Origin of the sequence: Nocardia sp. NBC_01327, assembly GCF_035958815.1 — a bacterium.
GTDB lineage: Bacteria > Actinomycetota > Actinomycetes > Mycobacteriales > Mycobacteriaceae > Nocardia.
Genome location: NZ_CP108383.1, coordinates 1,327,945 through 1,344,037 on the forward strand (window position 1 = coordinate 1,327,945; position 16,093 = coordinate 1,344,037).

Genomic DNA, 16,093 nt, shown 5'->3' on the forward strand with positions numbered 1-16,093 from the left:
CCGTTACAAGTTAAGGACGAAGGGATGCCGACGTGCACAAGATTCATTTCTCCGGCCGACCGGCGCAGCTCACCGTGCCGGAGCCGGTGGCCGGTCCGGGTCAGCTGCTGATCCGGACCGAGTTGGCCGGTGTACACCTCGGCATGCTCCGAATGATCAAGGCGGACAGCGGCTCCGACCCGGGTGCGGAGGTTCTCGGCACCGTCGTCGCGGTCGGTCCCGAGGTCGCGGCGGAGTGGATCGGCAAGCGGGTCGGTGGCGTGGTGTTCGCAGGCGCGTATGCCGAATATGTTCTGGCCGCAACGGCATTGATGACGGAGATCCCCGCTGGGGTACCGGCCGCGGACGCTCTCGCGGTGGTGCGCGGCGGCCTGGTCGCCCTGGGCGCGCTGCGCGCCGGCCGATTCACGGCAGGGGAGTCGGTGCTGATCACCGCGGCCGCCAGCGGAAGCGGCCATCTCGCAGTGCAATTGGCGAAGGCGCTGGGCGCCTCGAGGGTGGTGGCAGCAGTCGGCTCCACTGATAAGGCGCAGTTCCTGCGCGAATGCGGAGCCGACGCCGTGCTCACCTACGCTGAGTCCTGGACCGAATCGTTCGATGTCATCCTGGACGGCGTAGGCGGCGACCTCCTCCAGCGCAGCGTGGAAACCCTTGCCCCCCACGGCCGTCTGGTGGCCTACAGCGCAGGCGGCGGTTCGGTCGATGTCAACACCCTCCTGGCCGACCTCAAAACCGTCACCGGTTTCTCGGTCGGCCTACTGAGCCGCACCCGGCAGGATCTGCTCGACTCCTACCGGGCCGAACTCTGGAAGTTGCTGGCATCAGGCCGTTTACGCCCCCGCCACACCGTCCTGCCGCTGGAAGACATCAGCGCGGCCGTCGACCTCATCGAATCCCGCCGCAACCTGGGCAGGGTGATTGTGCAGACCGGGCGGCAGTGAGGCCGTCCGCCTCAGACGGCGCCTTCCTGTACCGGATAGTGAATGACGACCACACCGCCGGTGGCGTAGTTGACGACATCGGCGGTCGCCCGCCGGCCGTACTCCGACGCCTGTGCCGCGGCCATGGCGTCGGCATCGGCGAAGTCGGCTTCGAAGACCGCGAAGTACGGCGTTTCTCCCCGCTTCGCAGCCACGTCGAAGCTGTAGCGCCACGCAAGCAGGCCGGGCCACTTCATGATCAGCGGGAGGTGGTTGTTCACGTAGTAGTCGCGGAAGTGGTCGGGGTCGGCGGGCTCGGGATACAGGACCACCAGCTTATGCATGACTGCCTCCTGCATCGCGTGTGAGTGCGGTGTCCGGTACCGCGGCCGGGTGAATTGTCATATGCGCAGGTTAGGGCGTGATGTGTGGTCGAGGGAAAGACCGGGACGGGATAGACTCAGAACGGATCGTTATCAATCGGCGGGGAGGGCGTGTGGCGCCGGATACGGTGAGCCTGCGGTACTTTCTGGTGCTGGCGCAGGAGTTGAACTTCACCCGCGCGGCCGCACGGATCGGTATCGCGCAGCCCGCGCTCAGCGCCCGGATGCGCCGATTGGAGGCGGAACTCGGTACGAGCCTGCTGGTTCGTGACACGCGCAGCGTCGTATTGACCACGGCCGGTGCGGCTTTGGCGGAGTCCGCGCCGCCCGCGCTGGCGGCCCTGGACCGGGCATGGGACACCGCCCGGAACGCGGGCGCCGGTGAACTGGGCACGCTGCGCATCGGATACAGCCTCAGCGCGGGTGCCGGAACGGCGCCGGCCCTGGTGGACAGGCTCATTCGTAGCAGCCCGGGACTCGAGGTCAGCGCGGTCCCGATGCCGACACCGGAGATTTCCCCCGCGGTCGCCGACGGCCGCATCGATGCCGGGATCACCCGTGGTGAACAGCCGGGTCGTGGCGTGCGCCGATTCCTGCTGCGGCGGGTGCGCGTCGGAGTCCAACTGGCGCAGGACCATCCGCTGGCCGAACACTCCGTGATCGAGATCGCCGACGCGGCCGCGTACCCGCTGCGACTCCCCGACCGCACGGCCAACCCCGTGGTCCACGATCAGCTGTCCGCGCTGTTCCGCGACATCCAACCAGCCCCCCGATTCCACACGCCCGCAGTCTCTTTCGACATGTCCCAGCGAGACCTGCACGACGGGCTCACCCTCGCCCCCTCCGGTGAAACCGCGGTCACGACCCTACCGGCCGGTCTCACATGGCGCCCGCTGCAAGGCGCACCCACCTTGACAATCCACCTGGTCCTCCCGCGCGTGCAGTCACCCCTACACCGCCGCATCCGTACCGTCGCCAAAACCCTGGCACACGAACTGCATTGGCTGCCGGACTGACGCGCAGCAGACCGCGCGAGGCGGACGTCGGCGGTGGCGAACCTGTCCCGCATGGCAGGTTCTGTTTTCTCGCCGGAGCGTCGGTGTCGGTGCTGGGTGATTCCATGTATCCGGCAGTGCGGACGAGGGCTGCGCGGAACGGGATGGGATTTGATGGGGCACAATCTGGTACCGCACGAAGGCTCCGCGGTGAAGGCGGATCCTTTGGGGGACAAAACATTCGAAGCTGCGCTCGCGGCGGTGCGCCGGTACTTCGTCTTCCGCTGGACGTGGGCTGAGGATGAGATCCAACGGCTCCTTGCCGCTGGATGGGATCGGATGAGTGAAGGCGAGCTCCGCTATACGTTCAACACCGCCGAGGGTGACGAGCGCGGCGTGAACGCCTTCGCCGAGGCATACGAACAGCTCGAGGGCAAGTGCGGGACAGCGGTGCGCCTGGTGCCGGGGCGAGTCCGGTCGGCCATCTGGGTTCGCACCGATCTTCTGATGGTGCTGACGTCGTACCAGCTCAGGCTGCTCAAGCCGGTGGGCGGACGTCGATCCGAGGACATCGATGGCGACAAGCGGGACGACGAGGTCTGCGAGTGTCACTGCCATTGTGAAGCCGAAGGCCTCGACTACTGCCACGACGACGACTGCGGTGACTACGACGAGTGCGCCGAAGACGACTGCGAGGAGCACGACTGCGAAGAGGAGGGTTGCGAGCGGAACCGCTGCGACGACTGTCACTGCTGCACCTGCTGGAAGAACTGCGGCTGCGGATTCTACGACAGTGAGGAATGCGGCTGCGGCTGCTACGAATGCACCTGTGATTGCTACAGCGCCATCCTCGACCTGGACACTCAGTCCGGCCCCGACGAACCCGTGACCGTGGCGAACCAGTGGCCGACCTTCGTCGCCGGCTTGGCTCAGCTACTGACCCGTCTCGGTAAAGGCGAGCGCGTCGACCTGACGGCCCACGGACACCGCTACGCGAGATTCCAGATCCGAGACCACGAACTCGACTGTGCCATCGCCGGAAACCGCAGCGTACCAAAGCAATACCACCTGAACACCGATCAAAGCGCCTGGTTGATCAACCGTGGTTGGTACCAATACCGCGAATCCGATCGAACCTACACCGTCCCCTTCGCCTCCAACTACGAAAAGTACGTCACCACAGCCGAGTCCGTCGTCACCGTACTGCACGACTTCCTCGGCATAACCCACCCCAGCGAACTCGGCATCGAAACCACAGGTGCCCACGGCACACCCGGCGCACACCCGCAACGCCCCCTGGCAATCATGACAGAGGCATCCCCCGCGAATCCCAAGCCTGAACAGGCCGATGACTAGTCCATCGTCGTTCGTATACCGAAGCCGTTGTCCAACAGCGGCAGAAGAAACTGTTCAGCCAGACCGGCGAACTCGTCGGCCGATTGCGATGACCTAAACCGCGCAAGCAGCTTCAGCGTCAGACCGGCGAGCGCACTTGATTACCAACACGTGCGGCAACCGCCTTGACCTCGACCATGGTTGATGTTTCACGATTCAAAGCATGGACGACGACATCGAGGTGATCCGAGAACTGTTCGATCGCTATACGGAGCTCTGGGTTCGACACCAGATGCGGGAATGGGGAGAGCTGTTCACAGAGGATTGTGACTTCATCACCCACCGTGGGGTGTGGTGGAGGTCGCGGGAGGAGAATGTGCGCGGCCACGAGGATGTACCCGAATCCGTTCTGGCGCAAAAGAAGAACTACAGTCAAACGGTTGTCGGAGTCCGTCGGCTCGGTCCCGAGGTGATGTTGGTACATACCGAATGGGCCTGGCCCGATCATGTCTTGCCAGGCGCTACCGCAGCCGAGGACCGTCGGGGCCTGATCACCGCGGTACTTGTCCAACGTGCGGGACGCTGGCTGATCCGGGCAGCACAGAACACACGACTCAACGGACTCGATGACTTCACGCCGATCGCTGCGCGAGGCTTCGAGCCCGTTGAACATCCATGAGCTGCCCCCTCCGGCTCGGAGGGGGCAGTCGAACATCGGCAATAGCGGACGTGCTGAGCCACAACGGGTCTGGCCCATCGACCACTGCGCCGTGGCCGTTTCGAACCACGCTGCGCGGCGGTGGCGCGGGTTTGGAGGCGCGGGTTTGGAGGCACAACGTCCCGCGAGTTCAGCACAGTCGCTGGCGCGGAATCCGGCAGCGCAGCTTTGGCGTGGCGCCGCGGCTCGATTGCGATATTGAATTGAGCGATGGACACACCTTGGACGGTAGAGCAGGCGCGAGCCGCGACTGTGGACGCGCCGCTCGTCGCTACCCGCCGCTTGGAGCAGAACGGGTCTCAGGTGACTGTCGAGTTATACGCGCCGGTCGCCCAGGCGGGAGGTATCGATGCGTGGTGTCGCTGGCGCATCCTCGGCTTGGCCGAACGGCCAGTGGTCGATCTGCTCGCACCGGGGATCGATGCGGTCGGGGCGATCTTGTCTGCGCTCGACATGATCGGCGACCATCTGAGTCTGTTCGAAGGAATCACCTACCTGGGACGACCGGACCTGGATTTCCCGGTCACCGCGGCCACTGCCGAGAACGATCCGGGCCGGCATGGCACCGGGCACACTGACGGGCCGCATTCGTCGCGGTGGGACCCTAGGGCTTCCGAGTGACCGAGCTGGGGGGCAGTCAGCGCGACCAGCGGCTCCCAGGTGACGTGACTCGAGCCAACGGCATTCCGTTGCCCTTCGACGTCAAGTCATGCGCGGCATTCGGCGTGAGCGCGCACTCGAGGCCCTAACCGAGCCGACGAGCACACGACCTCTCTTCGACCATAGGATTCGATGGAAGTTACTGTGGCAACATTCTTTTCGGATATCATCCGCCCATGTCACAAGGGGGAGTTGAACAGGAACCTATCTATTTCCTGGTGAAGTGGGTGACCATCATCTTCGTCGGCACCCTGATACTTCTGGTGTGCCTGTGGCCCTATCTCTTTGGGACATGGGTAGCGGTGAACGGCATGGCGACAGGGAATCCATCGAATGCCCGTATCTTCGTGGGTGTTCTGTTCGAAATCCCTTGGGCTGCCTCCTTACTCTGGGCCTTCTGGCCAGCACACCCGCAAGGATCCGACAGGTCGGAGGTGAACGTCCTTGTCCCCGGTCTGGCATCGGCCGGAGCAACCTTGCTTCTCGGTGGAGCAATCGTTGCGATTGGCCAAACAATCCGCCCAACGACGTTGTGCCGCAAAGCAACTGACTGGGCGAATTCAACATGTGAAACGAACAGTCATGCAGGGGTTGCCAGCTTCGCAGCGGTGATCGGCGCGCTGCTGGTAGTGGTGGCCGGCGTTATCTGGAAGGGCTGGCATCACCTGAAGGTGCCCGCCAAAGATCATAAGGGCGATCCGGCCGCTCTCACCGCCGCCATGGTGTTCCTGGTGATCGGGATCTGCGTGGCCGCGCTCATGGTCTTCATGCTCATCGGGATGGCGACGAACATCTGAGCGCCACATTCTCCGGTGCGGGTATCAGTGCCACAGATTCATCAGACACTGATAACCACTTTCGGTGTGCACCAGATAGTCCCCCTCGGCCGCTGCGAGCCCCTCCTCGATCAGAAACCGGTGATCCGGCTTCCCCCGGTCGGCTACTGAGTGCGCATCAGGAAGCGCTGTCGGCCAGCCAGTTTGGACGGCCGACCAACGCCCGGGTCGCGGCAGTAGCATGCGTTCGGCCGGCACCAGATGGATACTGCTGGTTGATCTTCCGAAGCGCCGCGCTGGCCGTTCCGAACACCGCGGTATGCGGCAGATCAGTGCGTTCACCAGATCGGCTAGGAGCGCAGGTGTTCGCCGAAGAACGGCACCGTGCGGCGCGGGCGATGGCCGCGCCGTCGTCGTGCGGTGGAGTAGGTTCAGGCGGATGTGGGCCGGCGGAACGTGCGGAGTCCGAGCCCCGTTGACGAGGAGGATTTTCACAGTGAGCAGAGTGCTGGTGACCGGTGCCTCTCGTGGGATCGGGCGTGCGGTGGCCCTCGCGTTCGCGACGAACGGAGACCGGGTGGCGGTGCACTACGCGAGCGACATCGAGGCCGCACAGCGCACTCGTGAGCTCTTGCCTGGCGAAGGGCACGCTCTGATCGGCGCGAACCTTGCCGAACCTGATGCCGCGCAGCGGGTGATGGCCGCTGCTGTCGAAGCGCTGGGGGGCGTCGATATCTTGATCAACAATGCCGCAGTGGCGACCTCGCCGCGGACGGAGCACTCGATCGCGCGGGTCGACTACGCACACTGGCGACAGATCTGGCGGCAGATGCTGGAAGTGAACCTGCTCGGCGCCGTGGATCTGACCTATCTCTTTTCCCGACATCTGATCGATCGTGGGGCGGGAGGGCGTGTGATCAATATCGGGTCCCGGGGCGCGTTCCGGGGTGAGCCGGACTTCCCCGCCTACGCCGCCAGTAAAGCCGCGCTGCACGCGTTCGGCCAATCCATGGCTCAGGCGCTGGCTCCGCACGCAATCGCGGTGACCTCGGTCGCGCCGGGGTTCATCGGCACCGAACGGCAAGAGAGCAAGCTCGCGGGCACCGAGGGGAACCGTGTGCGGGCGCAGAGCCCGTTCGGGCGGGTCGGGACGCCCGAGGAAGTCGCGGCCGCTGTGCTGTATCTGGCATCGCCGGAGGCGGAGTGGGCATCGGGATCGATCCTCGATCTCAACGGCGCTTCCCACCTCAGGACTTGAGTCCAGGTCGGGGGTCGTCTATTTCCCCGGGCGTCTCCTGGCCTCCACCAGCAACAACCGACATGCGTATTCTGCCCATTGGTGCTTGGCTGCCGATGATGAGGCAGGCCGTCCGCATTGGTCGGCGCGGTCAGCGGCAAGATAGTGCGTTGCTTCCGTCGGGCTGGCCTCGGCTCATTGCCGTCAGCGACTCGGTGCATCCGGCCGGCGCGTCAGGCTACGGAACAGGATTCGATGTCACGACGAACGCACTGAACGGCGCGCTCGAGTGCCAGGGTGCCAACTCCGACAAGGCGAAGAAGCGGTACGAGATCTACACCAAGGTCGCGGCTGCATTCGGAGAGGTTCCCCTGGGACCGGAAGGCTGTTATTCGTAGGGCAGTTGACGCCGGGCGTGTACATCGCGCCCGGCGTTGTTGTACCGGTGGCGGGCACCGAAATCAGCATGAGCGCGCATCAGGAAGTTCTGTCGGCCAACCATTTTGGACAGCCGGCTAACGCGCCGTTTGCGGCTAGCGGATATTCGGAGGTACGCCGGTTACCGGCCGAATCCGAGGGATTGGCCGGTCCGGAAATCCTCACGAGCCACTTGCTATCGACGAGCCTACGAGCGGGTCAGGTCCAGACGTACGGTGATTCGCGGGGACTCGTGGCTAAAATTGCCGGCCCTGTCGATCACTGTGTAGAACAGCTCGTGCTGTCCATCTCCCAGCTTCTCGAGCTGCGCACGGGTGTACTGCACTTCGACAACCTCGCCAGGATCAACCGAGGAAACGGTCTTCTGCGGGCCCGGCTCAGAGGTCGAGTCGCCGAACAAATGGATGACGTCATCGGCGCGCCGAGTGGGGTACTCCGGGATCGACACCGTCAGGACATCACCGAGGTCGGTCAAACGTTCGCTTGTCAGAGGGTCGACGTCGGAGGCGATGAACGGTGCCGGGAGGGCGGATTCCCCGGGACGCGAGGCATCGACGATGATCGGTGCGTCGGCGTCCACCAGCAGTCCCGAAGGTTCAAGCGCCGAGCCTTGGATGGCGGTCTCCGTGTCAGGGTGCGCAATGCTGGACAAGTCGACGACTTCGTAGGTTATCCCGGAATCAGGGTCCGGAGTAGCTGCATCCTGCGGGTTGGACATTCGTGGCTCCGCTCAGTTCGACAACGTTCACATCGTGGACGAAGCTCATTGTGTCGCATGTACTTCCGTGACGTGACACATGTTTTCTCGACCGCGGACCCGAGGGGATGGTTTCCGGCCTTTTACAGGATGGCGTGTTCGGTCGGGCTCAGATGGCGACCGATGGTTGATCTTCCGCGGGTCCGCGCTTGGCCGGTTCGATCAGCGCGGTCAGCGGCATGACCGTGCGTTCGTCGGAGCACCTATTGCGGCAGGTGGAGACCAAAGATGATTGGGCCCGGCGATCTTGCGGCACGTGCCGAACCAATTACCTAGTTAGACACCGGTTTTGGCGTCCTCGGCCAGGCGGGCGGCGGCCTCGTTCACTTGCCCGCGTCATAGCTGATCTGCGAGGTATCGCAGATCGAGACACTACACGGCCCGTAACCGACCTTGATCTCGTCGTAACGCACCTGCCCGCCCTCCTCCGGCGGCAGCGACAGATCCACGCCATCGAAGTGCACGACCGTGACGGTGTGGGGGTGGAAGTCGAAATCGGCATGGGTGTGATTGGTGATCGCATGAGCGAAACCACCAGCGCCGAAAGTGAATTCGTTGTCAAGCATCGTGATCCCACGCGCGGCCTAAGATGGCCTTGTGAAAATGAGAAAGATCGTCGCCACAGCTGCGCTCACCATCGGCGCCATGGCTATCACGGGGGGCACATCGTATGCGGCGCCGGAATCGAACGCACAGGATGTGAAGGCTGTTTCGCAGCTGTCCGGAGACCAGGGCGGCATCCACTACGACGTGGTTCGCTCCGATACGGACCAGACCGTCACCACCACCCTGACCGGGGGCACGTTCCAGCTCACCGACGCCGCGGTGAACATCCTCGACGGATACGGCACCGTCACTTCCACGATGCCGCTCTCGGTGACCATCGACGGCACCGATCAGGTGCTCTCGTTGAACCCCAGCATCGCTGACGACGGCGCCGCACTGGTCGCACACCCGACCGCCACCGCCGTCGCGGCGGGCACCGCCCAAACCGGCAGCGCCAACGCGGCGGCCGGCGCGCTCATCGGGGGCATCCTCGGTCTCGTGGTCACCGTCATCAGCCTCGGTTTCGGGTTCATGGCGATACCCGCCGGGATCCTGGGCGGTGCGATGATCGGCGGCCTCAGCGGCTCCGGCGCGCCGAGCAACACCCGGCCGTGCTACGTCATCCCGAACACCAACCTGGCGAACTGCTACTGACCGCTGAGAGCCGTAAACCCCACCTCACCATCGCTTTCGAGCCGGTGCCAGCTTCCGTTGGCACCGGCTCGAGCCGCTTTTCATACCCTGATCTGTGACGATTCGAGAGACCGCCGGTCGTATCCCGTTGCCGTGAGCAGAAATTCACGTCCCGGAAGCCTCAGAAATCGGGCATTCATCGAGAGACTTTCCGGCGCAACACTTCCTGTTTACCGTTCCGTTTCACGAATACAGTCGTAGGCGAATTCGTTGGTGAGGTGCACGTGGGACGGCAGGCTGAGGTTCAGCTGTTCGACCGCCGCGCGGACACTGGTGTCGAGCTCCCACTGCAGATCTACGACATGACCCGCCCACACGTCCCACAGGCAGCTGACGGTGTCGTCGATGATCAATCGAAGCGTCGAACCAATCTCCGGATCTCCGGGATCATCCACCCATCCGAGCTGTGCGTCGTAAGTTCCCCGAAGAATGAGACGCCAGCGATTCAGCTCCCCATCAGAGAAGAACCCGTCGTTCAACTGAACGATAGCGATACCGACTGTCACAGAGGGCATTTCCGGTGATGAGGAGCAGCAATCCAAACTGATCACCATCCAATCGTCGCTGTGGATCACGTCCTGGACAACCTGGTCGCCTGCCGACCTGGGCTTCGCGCTCATCGGCAGTTCAGTACGTTCGGCCGGCGCCAGCTGCCCGTTGATCTTCCGAGGCTGCTTTGGCCGGTCCGATCAGCGCGGTATGCGGTGCGGGCATATTCGGGTCGATAATGACCCCCTGCCCGTTCGCGGGCTCGCCTACACCGATCTGTACGTCGCGCAGCCGCGCAGCGAGCTGCAACGGTCGCCGTAGGCGGTGAGGTGCTCGGCTCGGCGCTGGCCTCCGCGACCTTGCGCACACCGGGCAATCCCGTGCATCGGAGTCGATAGCCGCCACCGCCAGATCGGGACATGCCCGCCATCTCGGACCATCAGCGTGCATGCCAGTGGTCCGAGATGACTTTGGGCCGTGGACTTCCGGCAGGCTGCGACGCCGAGAAATGCCCTGCGACCGCAACGCTGATACGTTCGATTGGCAGCGGCCGCCGCCGAAGGTCGATTCCACGCTGATACGGCATCAAGGGATCAACGGTATTCCGTCGCGAGCTGGAAGTTTGGGACGCTGAGATCGGGTGGGCGCGTACTGTCTGAGCGGTGAAGCGTGCTACCCAGTGGACGATTCTCGGCGAGCGCCTGATCGACGAGAACAGGCATATTCGACTTTCGACCGTGGATATCGAGCTACCGGACGGGGTGAAGTTCACTCAGTACGTCGCGCGAATGCCTCGGTGCGCAATGACGTTGGTAATCAACGAGAACCGCGAAGTGCTGCTGATGTACCGGCACCGTTTCATCATCGACCAGTGGGTATGGGAGTTGCCGGGCGGATATGTCGACCACGCCGAGGATGTTGCCACGGCCGCTGCTCGTGAGGTGCAGGAGGAAACCGGCTGGCGCCCGCGAACTATGGAGCACCTGGTGACGTATCAGCCCGCGATCGGCACCCTGGATCAGCCCCAGGAGATCTATCTATCTCGCGGCGCCGACCTGACCGATACCGCACCGGATATCAATGAGGCCGAGGATACTCGCTGGTTCTCGCTCGATGAGGCTATGGATATGATCGGGCGCGGCGAAATCATAGGTGCAGCAACGGTAGTCGCGATCTACCGCGCTCTCAGCCTCGCCCGGTGAGTTCGAGCACCTGTCGGCGGAACTCGGCAACCTCGGCCAGATTGTCGAACGGAAGCAATCGGTAACGCAGATCGCGCAGGTAAGACAGGCTCCGGCGTGAGGCGAGATCGGCTGCGATGTCCAGAGCGCCCCGCCCGATCCGGACGGCCTCGTGAGGGTCGGTGGACACCAGAGCCGACGCGAGCAGGCTGAGGTTGAAGGCGCGCCCACGCTGGTATCCGGCCGACATCGTCAGCGATTGCTCGGCGAAATATGCTGTGCGCGCATGGTCTCCGAGCTCGCGGAAGCAATGTGCGGTTTTCGCCGACAAGTAGGACTGATCAAAGTAGGCGAGCCATGCCGGCTGCTCGCCCGCCACGGCATGGTCGAAGGCGCGTTCCGCGGCGTTCATTGCTGTCGCAGTGGATGTCTGATCCTGACGTGCCGCGTGCCCGTGTGCCTCGACCATGTGGCATTCGGATTCGAGCGCGGCCAAACCGGCTCCCCGAGCGGCAATTCGCGCCGCCCGCGCGAGGTCGACGGCGTCGCCGGGTCGGCCGACATACGTGGCCTGGTGGCTCATGGCAGCCATGATCTCCGCGCTCAGTGCGCCGTCGCCGGCGGCGCGGGCAAGTCGCAGGCTCTGGATGAGATAGCGCTGAGCGAGACCATGGTCCTCCTGGTCATAGGCGGCCCAACCTGCCAAACGCACGAGTTCGGCTGTCGAGCCGAACAATTGGCGTCCGATGTATTCGTTGAAGCTGCCGCGCAAGAGCGGCGCGACGGAACTGTGCAGGTATTGGACGATGGTCGAGCGGACCTTGCCGCCGCCGACCCTATTGTCGAGGTCGCGGAATGCCGAGGCCATCGTCTGCACGGCGTCGACATCGCTCTGCCCAACTCGCCGCGATCCTGTCGACACGGGATGCTCGGGTCCAGGAAGCGTCAGCCACCGCATCGTTGCCGCAGGGTAGACCGCGACCGCATACGAGGTCTCCCGAAGGAACCGGCGTTGTTCAACATCGTTGCGCCACAGAGCAGTAGCGGCCTCAACTGCGCCCGAGAGGCTGAGTGAGAATTCCAATCCGAGTTCGGCCGAGGCGTCGTGCCCCTCGCTCATGCCACACATTGCAGGTGTGACTTTACGGCCGAGCAATTCGGTGAGAACTTCCGCGATCAACTCGGGCCCCGGTCGTTGCGGCTGCTGACCGGCGAGCCAGCGCCCGACCGAACTGTGGTCGTACCTGAGCTCGATGCCGCGCCCTCGGCCTCGCTCGACAACCCGGCGCGCCAGCGGCTTTCGCATTCCGCCGGCCTCCTCGATCAGCTCCTCGAGTTGCCGGTTGAGCTGTTTCGGGCGGCGTCCCATATCGAGAGTTTGGCAGGTTTGAGAGGGACACGCTATGAATCGGCTCTCGTGCACACCCCTTCTGCACACACCCGCCCGCGCTGCGCATCTTCCAGCGGAGGTGGCATATGCAGTGGACTTGAAACCAGGACAACTGCCGAGGATTGGAGCCGACGAAACATGGAAGCCATCATGATCGCCATCGCCGCAATGCTTTTCGCGGTACTCAGCACAACTACCGGAACCAGTACTACGGCCCGCCACCACAACGGCCTGCCGTTCGTCGACCTCGAGGCGCGCCTCACGCGCGAACGCACAATCGTCTCGAACCGGGGGTGGTGACGGTGGCAATGCCCTCCGCGATCGGATACCTCCGCAGTGATGTGTCCGGCGCACGGCAGGTCTGGGATGAGAATCAAATCCGCAGCCTCGCCAAGAAATTCGGGTATGACCTGCGAAAGATGATCGTGTTCAGTGCTACAACGGACCGGCCTGCGCATCGGCTGCGTGTTGTTGTGAGCAGACTCGGCGTTGATGCGGTATTTGTGCCGAGTCTCGAACATTTCGAGGGCAGCGAGATACCGGCCGAAGTGGCAGCCGTAGCCGCAGTGGTCACCGTGTCACCGCAAATCACTCATGCCCGTCGCGCTGCAGCCGCTACAACTCCTGGAGGTGAGGCGAGATGAGTGGCTGAAAGGTGCTGTGTTGCTGGTCCGTTCGCACGGAAGAGTCGGGCGTCTGGGCCACGTTGTGCAGTATCTGGGATGGCGGTCGGAGGGAAAGATGAGAGCATTGCGGGCGTGACCGAACATCTGCGAGCTATTGCCGCCGACAATGAGCGGATCATTGCAGCCGGTGGTTACCGGGCGCCTGGCGGGCATTATGTTTCGTTGACGTCGGGGGTGGACGCCGCTGTGCGGGGTACGCGGATGTATGGGCCTGAACCGGTTTCGGTCATCATTCGTAGGGAGGCCGATACCGTTATCGCGGTGACAGGGGAGAGCAGCCTCGTCGCGGCGCGGCGGATGCTCGATACCGATCCGGAGCCGGTCGCCGTTCTGAATTTCGCGTCCGCCCGCAATCCGGGCGGCCACTACCTCGCCGGTGCCCGCACTCAAGAAGAAGCCCTGTGCCGGGCGTCGGCGCTGTACACCACCCTGCTGGCCGTGCCGGAGTACTACGAGCACCACCGGCATACACCGGACCCCTTCTACAGCGACCGCGTGATCTTGTCTCCTGCCGTGCCTGTCTTCCGCGACGACGCGGGCATCCTGCTCGACAACCCCTATGCCGTCGGCTTTCTCAGCAGCCCCTCGCCTCGGACCAACGTGATCGAGCAGGAGCTCGCGAGCGAGGCGTATCGGGTACCGGCGGTGCTGGCCACCCGCGCCGAGCGCATTCTCGAAACAGCGGGCGGCTACCGGCGTTTGGTGCTGGGCGCCTGGGGCTGCGGCGTCTACGGCAACGATCCGGGTGTGGTGGCCGGTGTCTTCCATGCGCTGCTGGCAGGGCGGTTCGCCGGGCACTTCGACGAGATCACCTTCGCGATACTGGACCGGACCCCCGGCGAGACCACCCTCGCTGCCTTCCGAACCGTGTTCGCGGCAGAATAAATCCGAATATGGCGTCATACGGCCGCACTAGCCGCTCATGACGGTGAGATCATCTGGTAAGAAGGAACTTTCAGCATTGCCGAGAGGGAATCGAACAAGATGACAGAGTCATTGCCGGCAACTGCCGTCGTCCGTGTCGGGCGAGTCACCTTCGATCCGAGTCTGTACGACGCGGTCGTCGCGGCGGATAAAGAAACTTCGAAGTATCTGATCCCGGCAATCCAGGCGCTGCCCGGCCTTCTGCACTGGTATGCGGGTGTCTCCCCTGAAGGTTCGCTCTCCCAGGTGAGCGTATGGGACTCCGAAGAGCATGCGGCGCAGATGGATGAGCTGAAGGAGATGAGGGTCAGGGCGCGCGATGACCTCAGGGCTGTAGGCGTGACGTTCACGGCGGAGACCGCGAAGTACGCCAATTACCCGATGACCTGGGCCATCTGACCCGAGTCCAGCAGTTGGACCTTCTTGATCTTGTTTCGATCAGGCCATCGCCGACGGCCACGGCGCCGACGACTGGGCCGTCATCGCGGAACAGCAGCCGCGATGACAGCAGATCAGCGGCCGCCCGGCTGTAGCCCTGAGGTCAGATGCCGAGGAAGGTGCGGACGGGGCCGGTGAGAATGCCTGAGGTGAGGGCATTCATGGCTGCGGGGTCGAGGATTGTGGCGGGGACGGTCTGGATATCGCAATTCGTTTGGGCCACAGGTGTTTCCGCTTGCTGCTGGAGCCAGGCGAGAGCACCGGGGGCGCCGAGGAACCATTCGCCGGTGTGGCCGGAGACGGGCATGCTGATTTGTTCCCGGCGGTAGGTGACGGGGGTGCCCGCCGCGCAGTAGCTGGAGACCAGAGTGTCGATATTGGAGATCAGACTGCCCTCGTCGTCGATCGTGTTGTAGACGTACAGGGGAGTGGTGGGAGCCGGGGAGCCGAGGTTGCGCTCGTCGAAGGCGGCGCTGATCACCGGGTCGGCGAGTACCTGGGGTAGGGGTTCGGTGAGGAACTGATTCGCGTCGAAGCCGAAGTCGGACACCATGTTCTGCGGGGTGCAGTTGTTCGTGGCGTCGGCGATCTTCTGCTTGCCGGCGGGGGTGAGGTAGCGGTTGATGGCGGCGGTGAACTCCGGGGAATCCTGCATGATGCCCATCAGCGCGCCCGGCAGGAGTGAGCCGCCGACCGGTGTGCCGTTCATGGCGAGCAGCGCGGGACGCGGGTCACCGACCGGTGCGCCCAGTGCCGCGCCGACCACATTCAGTTCGGGTGCGTACCGCGGCTGTTCCTGGGCAGCCCACGCACTGGCGATCCCACCACCGGAATAACCCCACATGAGCGTCGGGATTCCAGGGCCCGGCAGCGCGGCCGGTTCGAACGCTTCGGCCGCCCGAATCCCGTCCAGCACAACGTAACCGGGCTCCCTGGGGGTCGAATAGTGATTGTCGATGCCGCCGAAGTCGGGTACCGACACGGCCCATCCGCGCGCGAGCGCGGCGGCGATCATCGGTGTTTCGCCGGACATCGTGGTGAGCTGGAGCGGACCTGATTTCGACGGATCGATCCAGGGAACCTGCCCCTGCCGCAGCGCCTGGGACGGCATGCACTGCGGTGCAATCGAATCGGTCATATTCTGGAACGACAGCAGCGCCGACGGCTGGGTCGTGCGCGATGTTTTCAGCACCGTCGTGACCGCGGCGTAAGGTTGCCCATCTGCCGCGGTGGTCCGATACAGCAATTGCCAGGCCTGGACCGGCCAGGCAATCAACTGTGAATAGCTGGCCTGGATCTGCCGAGCCCGGAGGATCGCCCCCGGTTCTTTCGCCGCGTAGTCCGCGGGCGGGGCGTAGAAGGGATCGGCGGTATCGGGAGTCGCCACCGCGGGCGATGCCAGGGCGCTCGTCGCTCCCATCAGGGTCGCGATCGGCAGGATTATTCGTACCAGTTGTGTGAAAAATGTTGTCCGGTAACGATATTTACGAGTCGTCGACATTGCCCACCTCCCCTTCGGCATCCGAA

The 16,093-nt window shown here is 63.9% G+C and carries 20 protein-coding genes; 14 read left to right on the plus strand and 6 right to left on the minus strand.

Annotated features, from left to right (window positions below; all coding sequences use genetic code 11):
• Positions 1-32 precede the first annotated feature (32 nt).
• On the plus strand, positions 33-941 hold the full coding sequence (locus OG326_RS05955; RefSeq protein ID WP_327143595.1) for a quinone oxidoreductase family protein: 909 nt from the start codon (positions 33-35) through the stop codon (positions 939-941).
• Positions 942-952: 11 nt separating this feature from the next.
• Here OG326_RS05955 and OG326_RS05960 read toward each other — a convergent pair whose 3' ends face one another.
• Positions 953-1,264: an EthD family reductase gene (locus OG326_RS05960; RefSeq protein WP_327143596.1), complete on the minus strand. Its 312-nt coding sequence runs from the start codon at positions 1,262-1,264 to the stop codon at positions 953-955.
• A gap of 152 nt (positions 1,265-1,416) precedes the next feature.
• Here OG326_RS05960 and OG326_RS05965 point away from each other — a divergent pair, with 152 nt between their 5' ends.
• From OG326_RS05965 to OG326_RS05995, 7 genes are all read left to right on the plus strand, one after another.
• Positions 1,417-2,319, plus strand: a complete 903-nt coding sequence (locus OG326_RS05965) for a LysR family transcriptional regulator (RefSeq protein ID WP_327143597.1) — start codon at positions 1,417-1,419, stop codon at positions 2,317-2,319.
• 153 nt (positions 2,320-2,472) lie between these two features.
• On the plus strand, positions 2,473-3,654 hold the full coding sequence (locus OG326_RS05970) for a TY-Chap domain-containing protein (protein WP_327143598.1): 1,182 nt from the start codon (positions 2,473-2,475) through the stop codon (positions 3,652-3,654).
• A 202-nt stretch (positions 3,655-3,856) separates the two neighbouring features.
• Entirely contained in the window at positions 3,857-4,312 is a 456-nt protein-coding gene (locus OG326_RS05975; protein ID WP_327143599.1) for an SgcJ/EcaC family oxidoreductase, read from the plus strand.
• A 249-nt stretch (positions 4,313-4,561) separates the two neighbouring features.
• The gene (locus OG326_RS05980; RefSeq protein WP_327143600.1) at positions 4,562-4,972 is read left to right on the plus strand and encodes a DUF6968 family protein; all 411 of its coding nucleotides are present in this window, start codon (positions 4,562-4,564) and stop codon (positions 4,970-4,972) included.
• 215 nt (positions 4,973-5,187) lie between these two features.
• Positions 5,188-5,808 carry a hypothetical protein gene (locus OG326_RS05985; protein ID WP_327143601.1) on the plus strand — a complete coding sequence of 207 codons (621 nt, stop codon included), beginning with the start codon at positions 5,188-5,190 and terminating at the stop codon, positions 5,806-5,808.
• A gap of 475 nt (positions 5,809-6,283) precedes the next feature.
• Entirely contained in the window at positions 6,284-7,045 is a 762-nt protein-coding gene (locus tag OG326_RS05990) for an SDR family NAD(P)-dependent oxidoreductase (protein ID WP_327143602.1), read from the plus strand.
• Between the two features lie 62 nt (positions 7,046-7,107).
• Positions 7,108-7,422, plus strand: a complete 315-nt coding sequence (locus tag OG326_RS05995; protein WP_327143603.1) for a hypothetical protein — start codon at positions 7,108-7,110, stop codon at positions 7,420-7,422.
• Between the two features lie 227 nt (positions 7,423-7,649).
• Here the strand turns inward: OG326_RS05995 and OG326_RS06000 are convergent, their stop codons facing one another.
• Together OG326_RS06000 and OG326_RS06005 are read right to left on the minus strand one after the other, a co-directional pair.
• On the minus strand, positions 7,650-8,180 hold the full coding sequence (locus OG326_RS06000) for a hypothetical protein (protein WP_327143604.1): 531 nt from the start codon (positions 8,178-8,180) through the stop codon (positions 7,650-7,652).
• Positions 8,181-8,542: 362 nt separating this feature from the next.
• A complete protein-coding gene (locus OG326_RS06005; RefSeq protein ID WP_327143605.1) occupies positions 8,543-8,785 on the minus strand; it encodes a hypothetical protein in 243 nt (80 codons plus the stop codon).
• 79 nt (positions 8,786-8,864) lie between these two features.
• On the opposite strand from OG326_RS06005, the gene OG326_RS06010 reads away from it, so the two are divergent.
• The gene (locus tag OG326_RS06010; RefSeq protein WP_327143606.1) at positions 8,865-9,419 is read left to right on the plus strand and encodes a hypothetical protein; all 555 of its coding nucleotides are present in this window, start codon (positions 8,865-8,867) and stop codon (positions 9,417-9,419) included.
• Between the two features lie 209 nt (positions 9,420-9,628).
• On the opposite strand, the gene OG326_RS06015 is transcribed toward OG326_RS06010, so the two are convergent.
• Entirely contained in the window at positions 9,629-10,078 is a 450-nt protein-coding gene (locus tag OG326_RS06015) for a hypothetical protein (RefSeq protein WP_327143607.1), read from the minus strand.
• Between the two features lie 606 nt (positions 10,079-10,684).
• Between OG326_RS06015 and OG326_RS06020 the strand changes: the two genes are divergently transcribed.
• Complete coding sequence (locus tag OG326_RS06020; RefSeq protein ID WP_327143608.1) at positions 10,685-11,149, plus strand: NUDIX hydrolase; 465 nt, start codon at positions 10,685-10,687, stop codon at positions 11,147-11,149.
• Here OG326_RS06020 and OG326_RS06025 read toward each other — a convergent pair.
• Positions 11,133-12,497 (minus strand): hypothetical protein, encoded by a 1,365-nt coding sequence (locus tag OG326_RS06025; protein WP_327143609.1) that lies wholly within the window; start codon positions 12,495-12,497, stop codon positions 11,133-11,135. The two genes, OG326_RS06020 and OG326_RS06025, sit on opposite strands and share 17 nt — an antisense overlap.
• Positions 12,498-12,656: 159 nt before the next feature.
• Here OG326_RS06025 and OG326_RS06030 point away from each other — a divergent pair, with 159 nt between their 5' ends.
• The 4 genes from OG326_RS06030 to OG326_RS06045 all read left to right on the plus strand — a co-directional run bounded on the left by OG326_RS06030 (position 12,657) and on the right by OG326_RS06045 (position 14,527).
• Positions 12,657-12,818, plus strand: coding sequence for a hypothetical protein (locus tag OG326_RS06030; RefSeq protein ID WP_327143610.1), 162 nt, complete (start codon positions 12,657-12,659; stop codon positions 12,816-12,818).
• 8 nt (positions 12,819-12,826) lie between these two features.
• Entirely contained in the window at positions 12,827-13,162 is a 336-nt protein-coding gene (locus tag OG326_RS06035; RefSeq protein ID WP_327146394.1) for a hypothetical protein, read from the plus strand.
• Between the two features lie 78 nt (positions 13,163-13,240).
• On the plus strand, positions 13,241-14,089 hold the full coding sequence (locus OG326_RS06040) for a TIGR02452 family protein (protein ID WP_327143611.1): 849 nt from the start codon (positions 13,241-13,243) through the stop codon (positions 14,087-14,089).
• A 99-nt stretch (positions 14,090-14,188) separates the two neighbouring features.
• Complete coding sequence (locus OG326_RS06045; RefSeq protein WP_327143612.1) at positions 14,189-14,527, plus strand: hypothetical protein; 339 nt, start codon at positions 14,189-14,191, stop codon at positions 14,525-14,527.
• A gap of 142 nt (positions 14,528-14,669) precedes the next feature.
• Here OG326_RS06045 and OG326_RS06050 read toward each other — a convergent pair whose 3' ends face one another.
• A complete protein-coding gene (locus OG326_RS06050; RefSeq protein WP_327143613.1) occupies positions 14,670-15,986 on the minus strand; it encodes a lipase family protein in 1,317 nt (438 codons plus the stop codon).
• Positions 15,987-16,093: the final 107 nt, after the last annotated feature.

What these genes read in the sequence shown, in the direction of transcription:
- OG326_RS05960 (WP_327143596.1), bottom strand. Translation starts at nt 1,264, where the DNA reads ATGCATAAGCTGGTGGTCCTGTATCCCGAGCCCGCCGACCCCGACCAC.
- OG326_RS05970 (WP_327143598.1), top strand. Translation starts at nt 2,473, where the DNA reads ATGGGGCACAATCTGGTACCGCACGAAGGCTCCGCGGTGAAGGCGGAT.
- OG326_RS05975 (WP_327143599.1), top strand. Translation starts at nt 3,857, where the DNA reads ATGGACGACGACATCGAGGTGATCCGAGAACTGTTCGATCGCTATACG.
- OG326_RS05980 (WP_327143600.1), top strand. Translation starts at nt 4,562, where the DNA reads ATGGACACACCTTGGACGGTAGAGCAGGCGCGAGCCGCGACTGTGGAC.
- OG326_RS05985 (WP_327143601.1), top strand. Translation starts at nt 5,188, where the DNA reads ATGTCACAAGGGGGAGTTGAACAGGAACCTATCTATTTCCTGGTGAAG.
- OG326_RS05995 (WP_327143603.1), top strand. Translation starts at nt 7,108, where the DNA reads ATGCGTATTCTGCCCATTGGTGCTTGGCTGCCGATGATGAGGCAGGCC.
- OG326_RS06000 (WP_327143604.1), bottom strand. Translation starts at nt 8,180, where the DNA reads ATGTCCAACCCGCAGGATGCAGCTACTCCGGACCCTGATTCCGGGATA.
- OG326_RS06005 (WP_327143605.1), bottom strand. Translation starts at nt 8,785, where the DNA reads ATGCTTGACAACGAATTCACTTTCGGCGCTGGTGGTTTCGCTCATGCG.
- OG326_RS06010 (WP_327143606.1), top strand. Translation starts at nt 8,865, where the DNA reads ATGGCTATCACGGGGGGCACATCGTATGCGGCGCCGGAATCGAACGCA.
- OG326_RS06015 (WP_327143607.1), bottom strand. Translation starts at nt 10,078, where the DNA reads ATGAGCGCGAAGCCCAGGTCGGCAGGCGACCAGGTTGTCCAGGACGTG.
- OG326_RS06025 (WP_327143609.1), bottom strand. Translation starts at nt 12,497, where the DNA reads ATGGGACGCCGCCCGAAACAGCTCAACCGGCAACTCGAGGAGCTGATC.
- OG326_RS06030 (WP_327143610.1), top strand. Translation starts at nt 12,657, where the DNA reads ATGGAAGCCATCATGATCGCCATCGCCGCAATGCTTTTCGCGGTACTC.
- OG326_RS06035 (WP_327146394.1), top strand. Translation starts at nt 12,827, where the DNA reads ATGCCCTCCGCGATCGGATACCTCCGCAGTGATGTGTCCGGCGCACGG.
- OG326_RS06040 (WP_327143611.1), top strand. Translation starts at nt 13,241, where the DNA reads ATGGCGGTCGGAGGGAAAGATGAGAGCATTGCGGGCGTGACCGAACAT.
- OG326_RS06045 (WP_327143612.1), top strand. Translation starts at nt 14,189, where the DNA reads ATGACAGAGTCATTGCCGGCAACTGCCGTCGTCCGTGTCGGGCGAGTC.
- OG326_RS06050 (WP_327143613.1), bottom strand. Translation starts at nt 15,986, where the DNA reads ATGGGAGCGACGAGCGCCCTGGCATCGCCCGCGGTGGCGACTCCCGAT.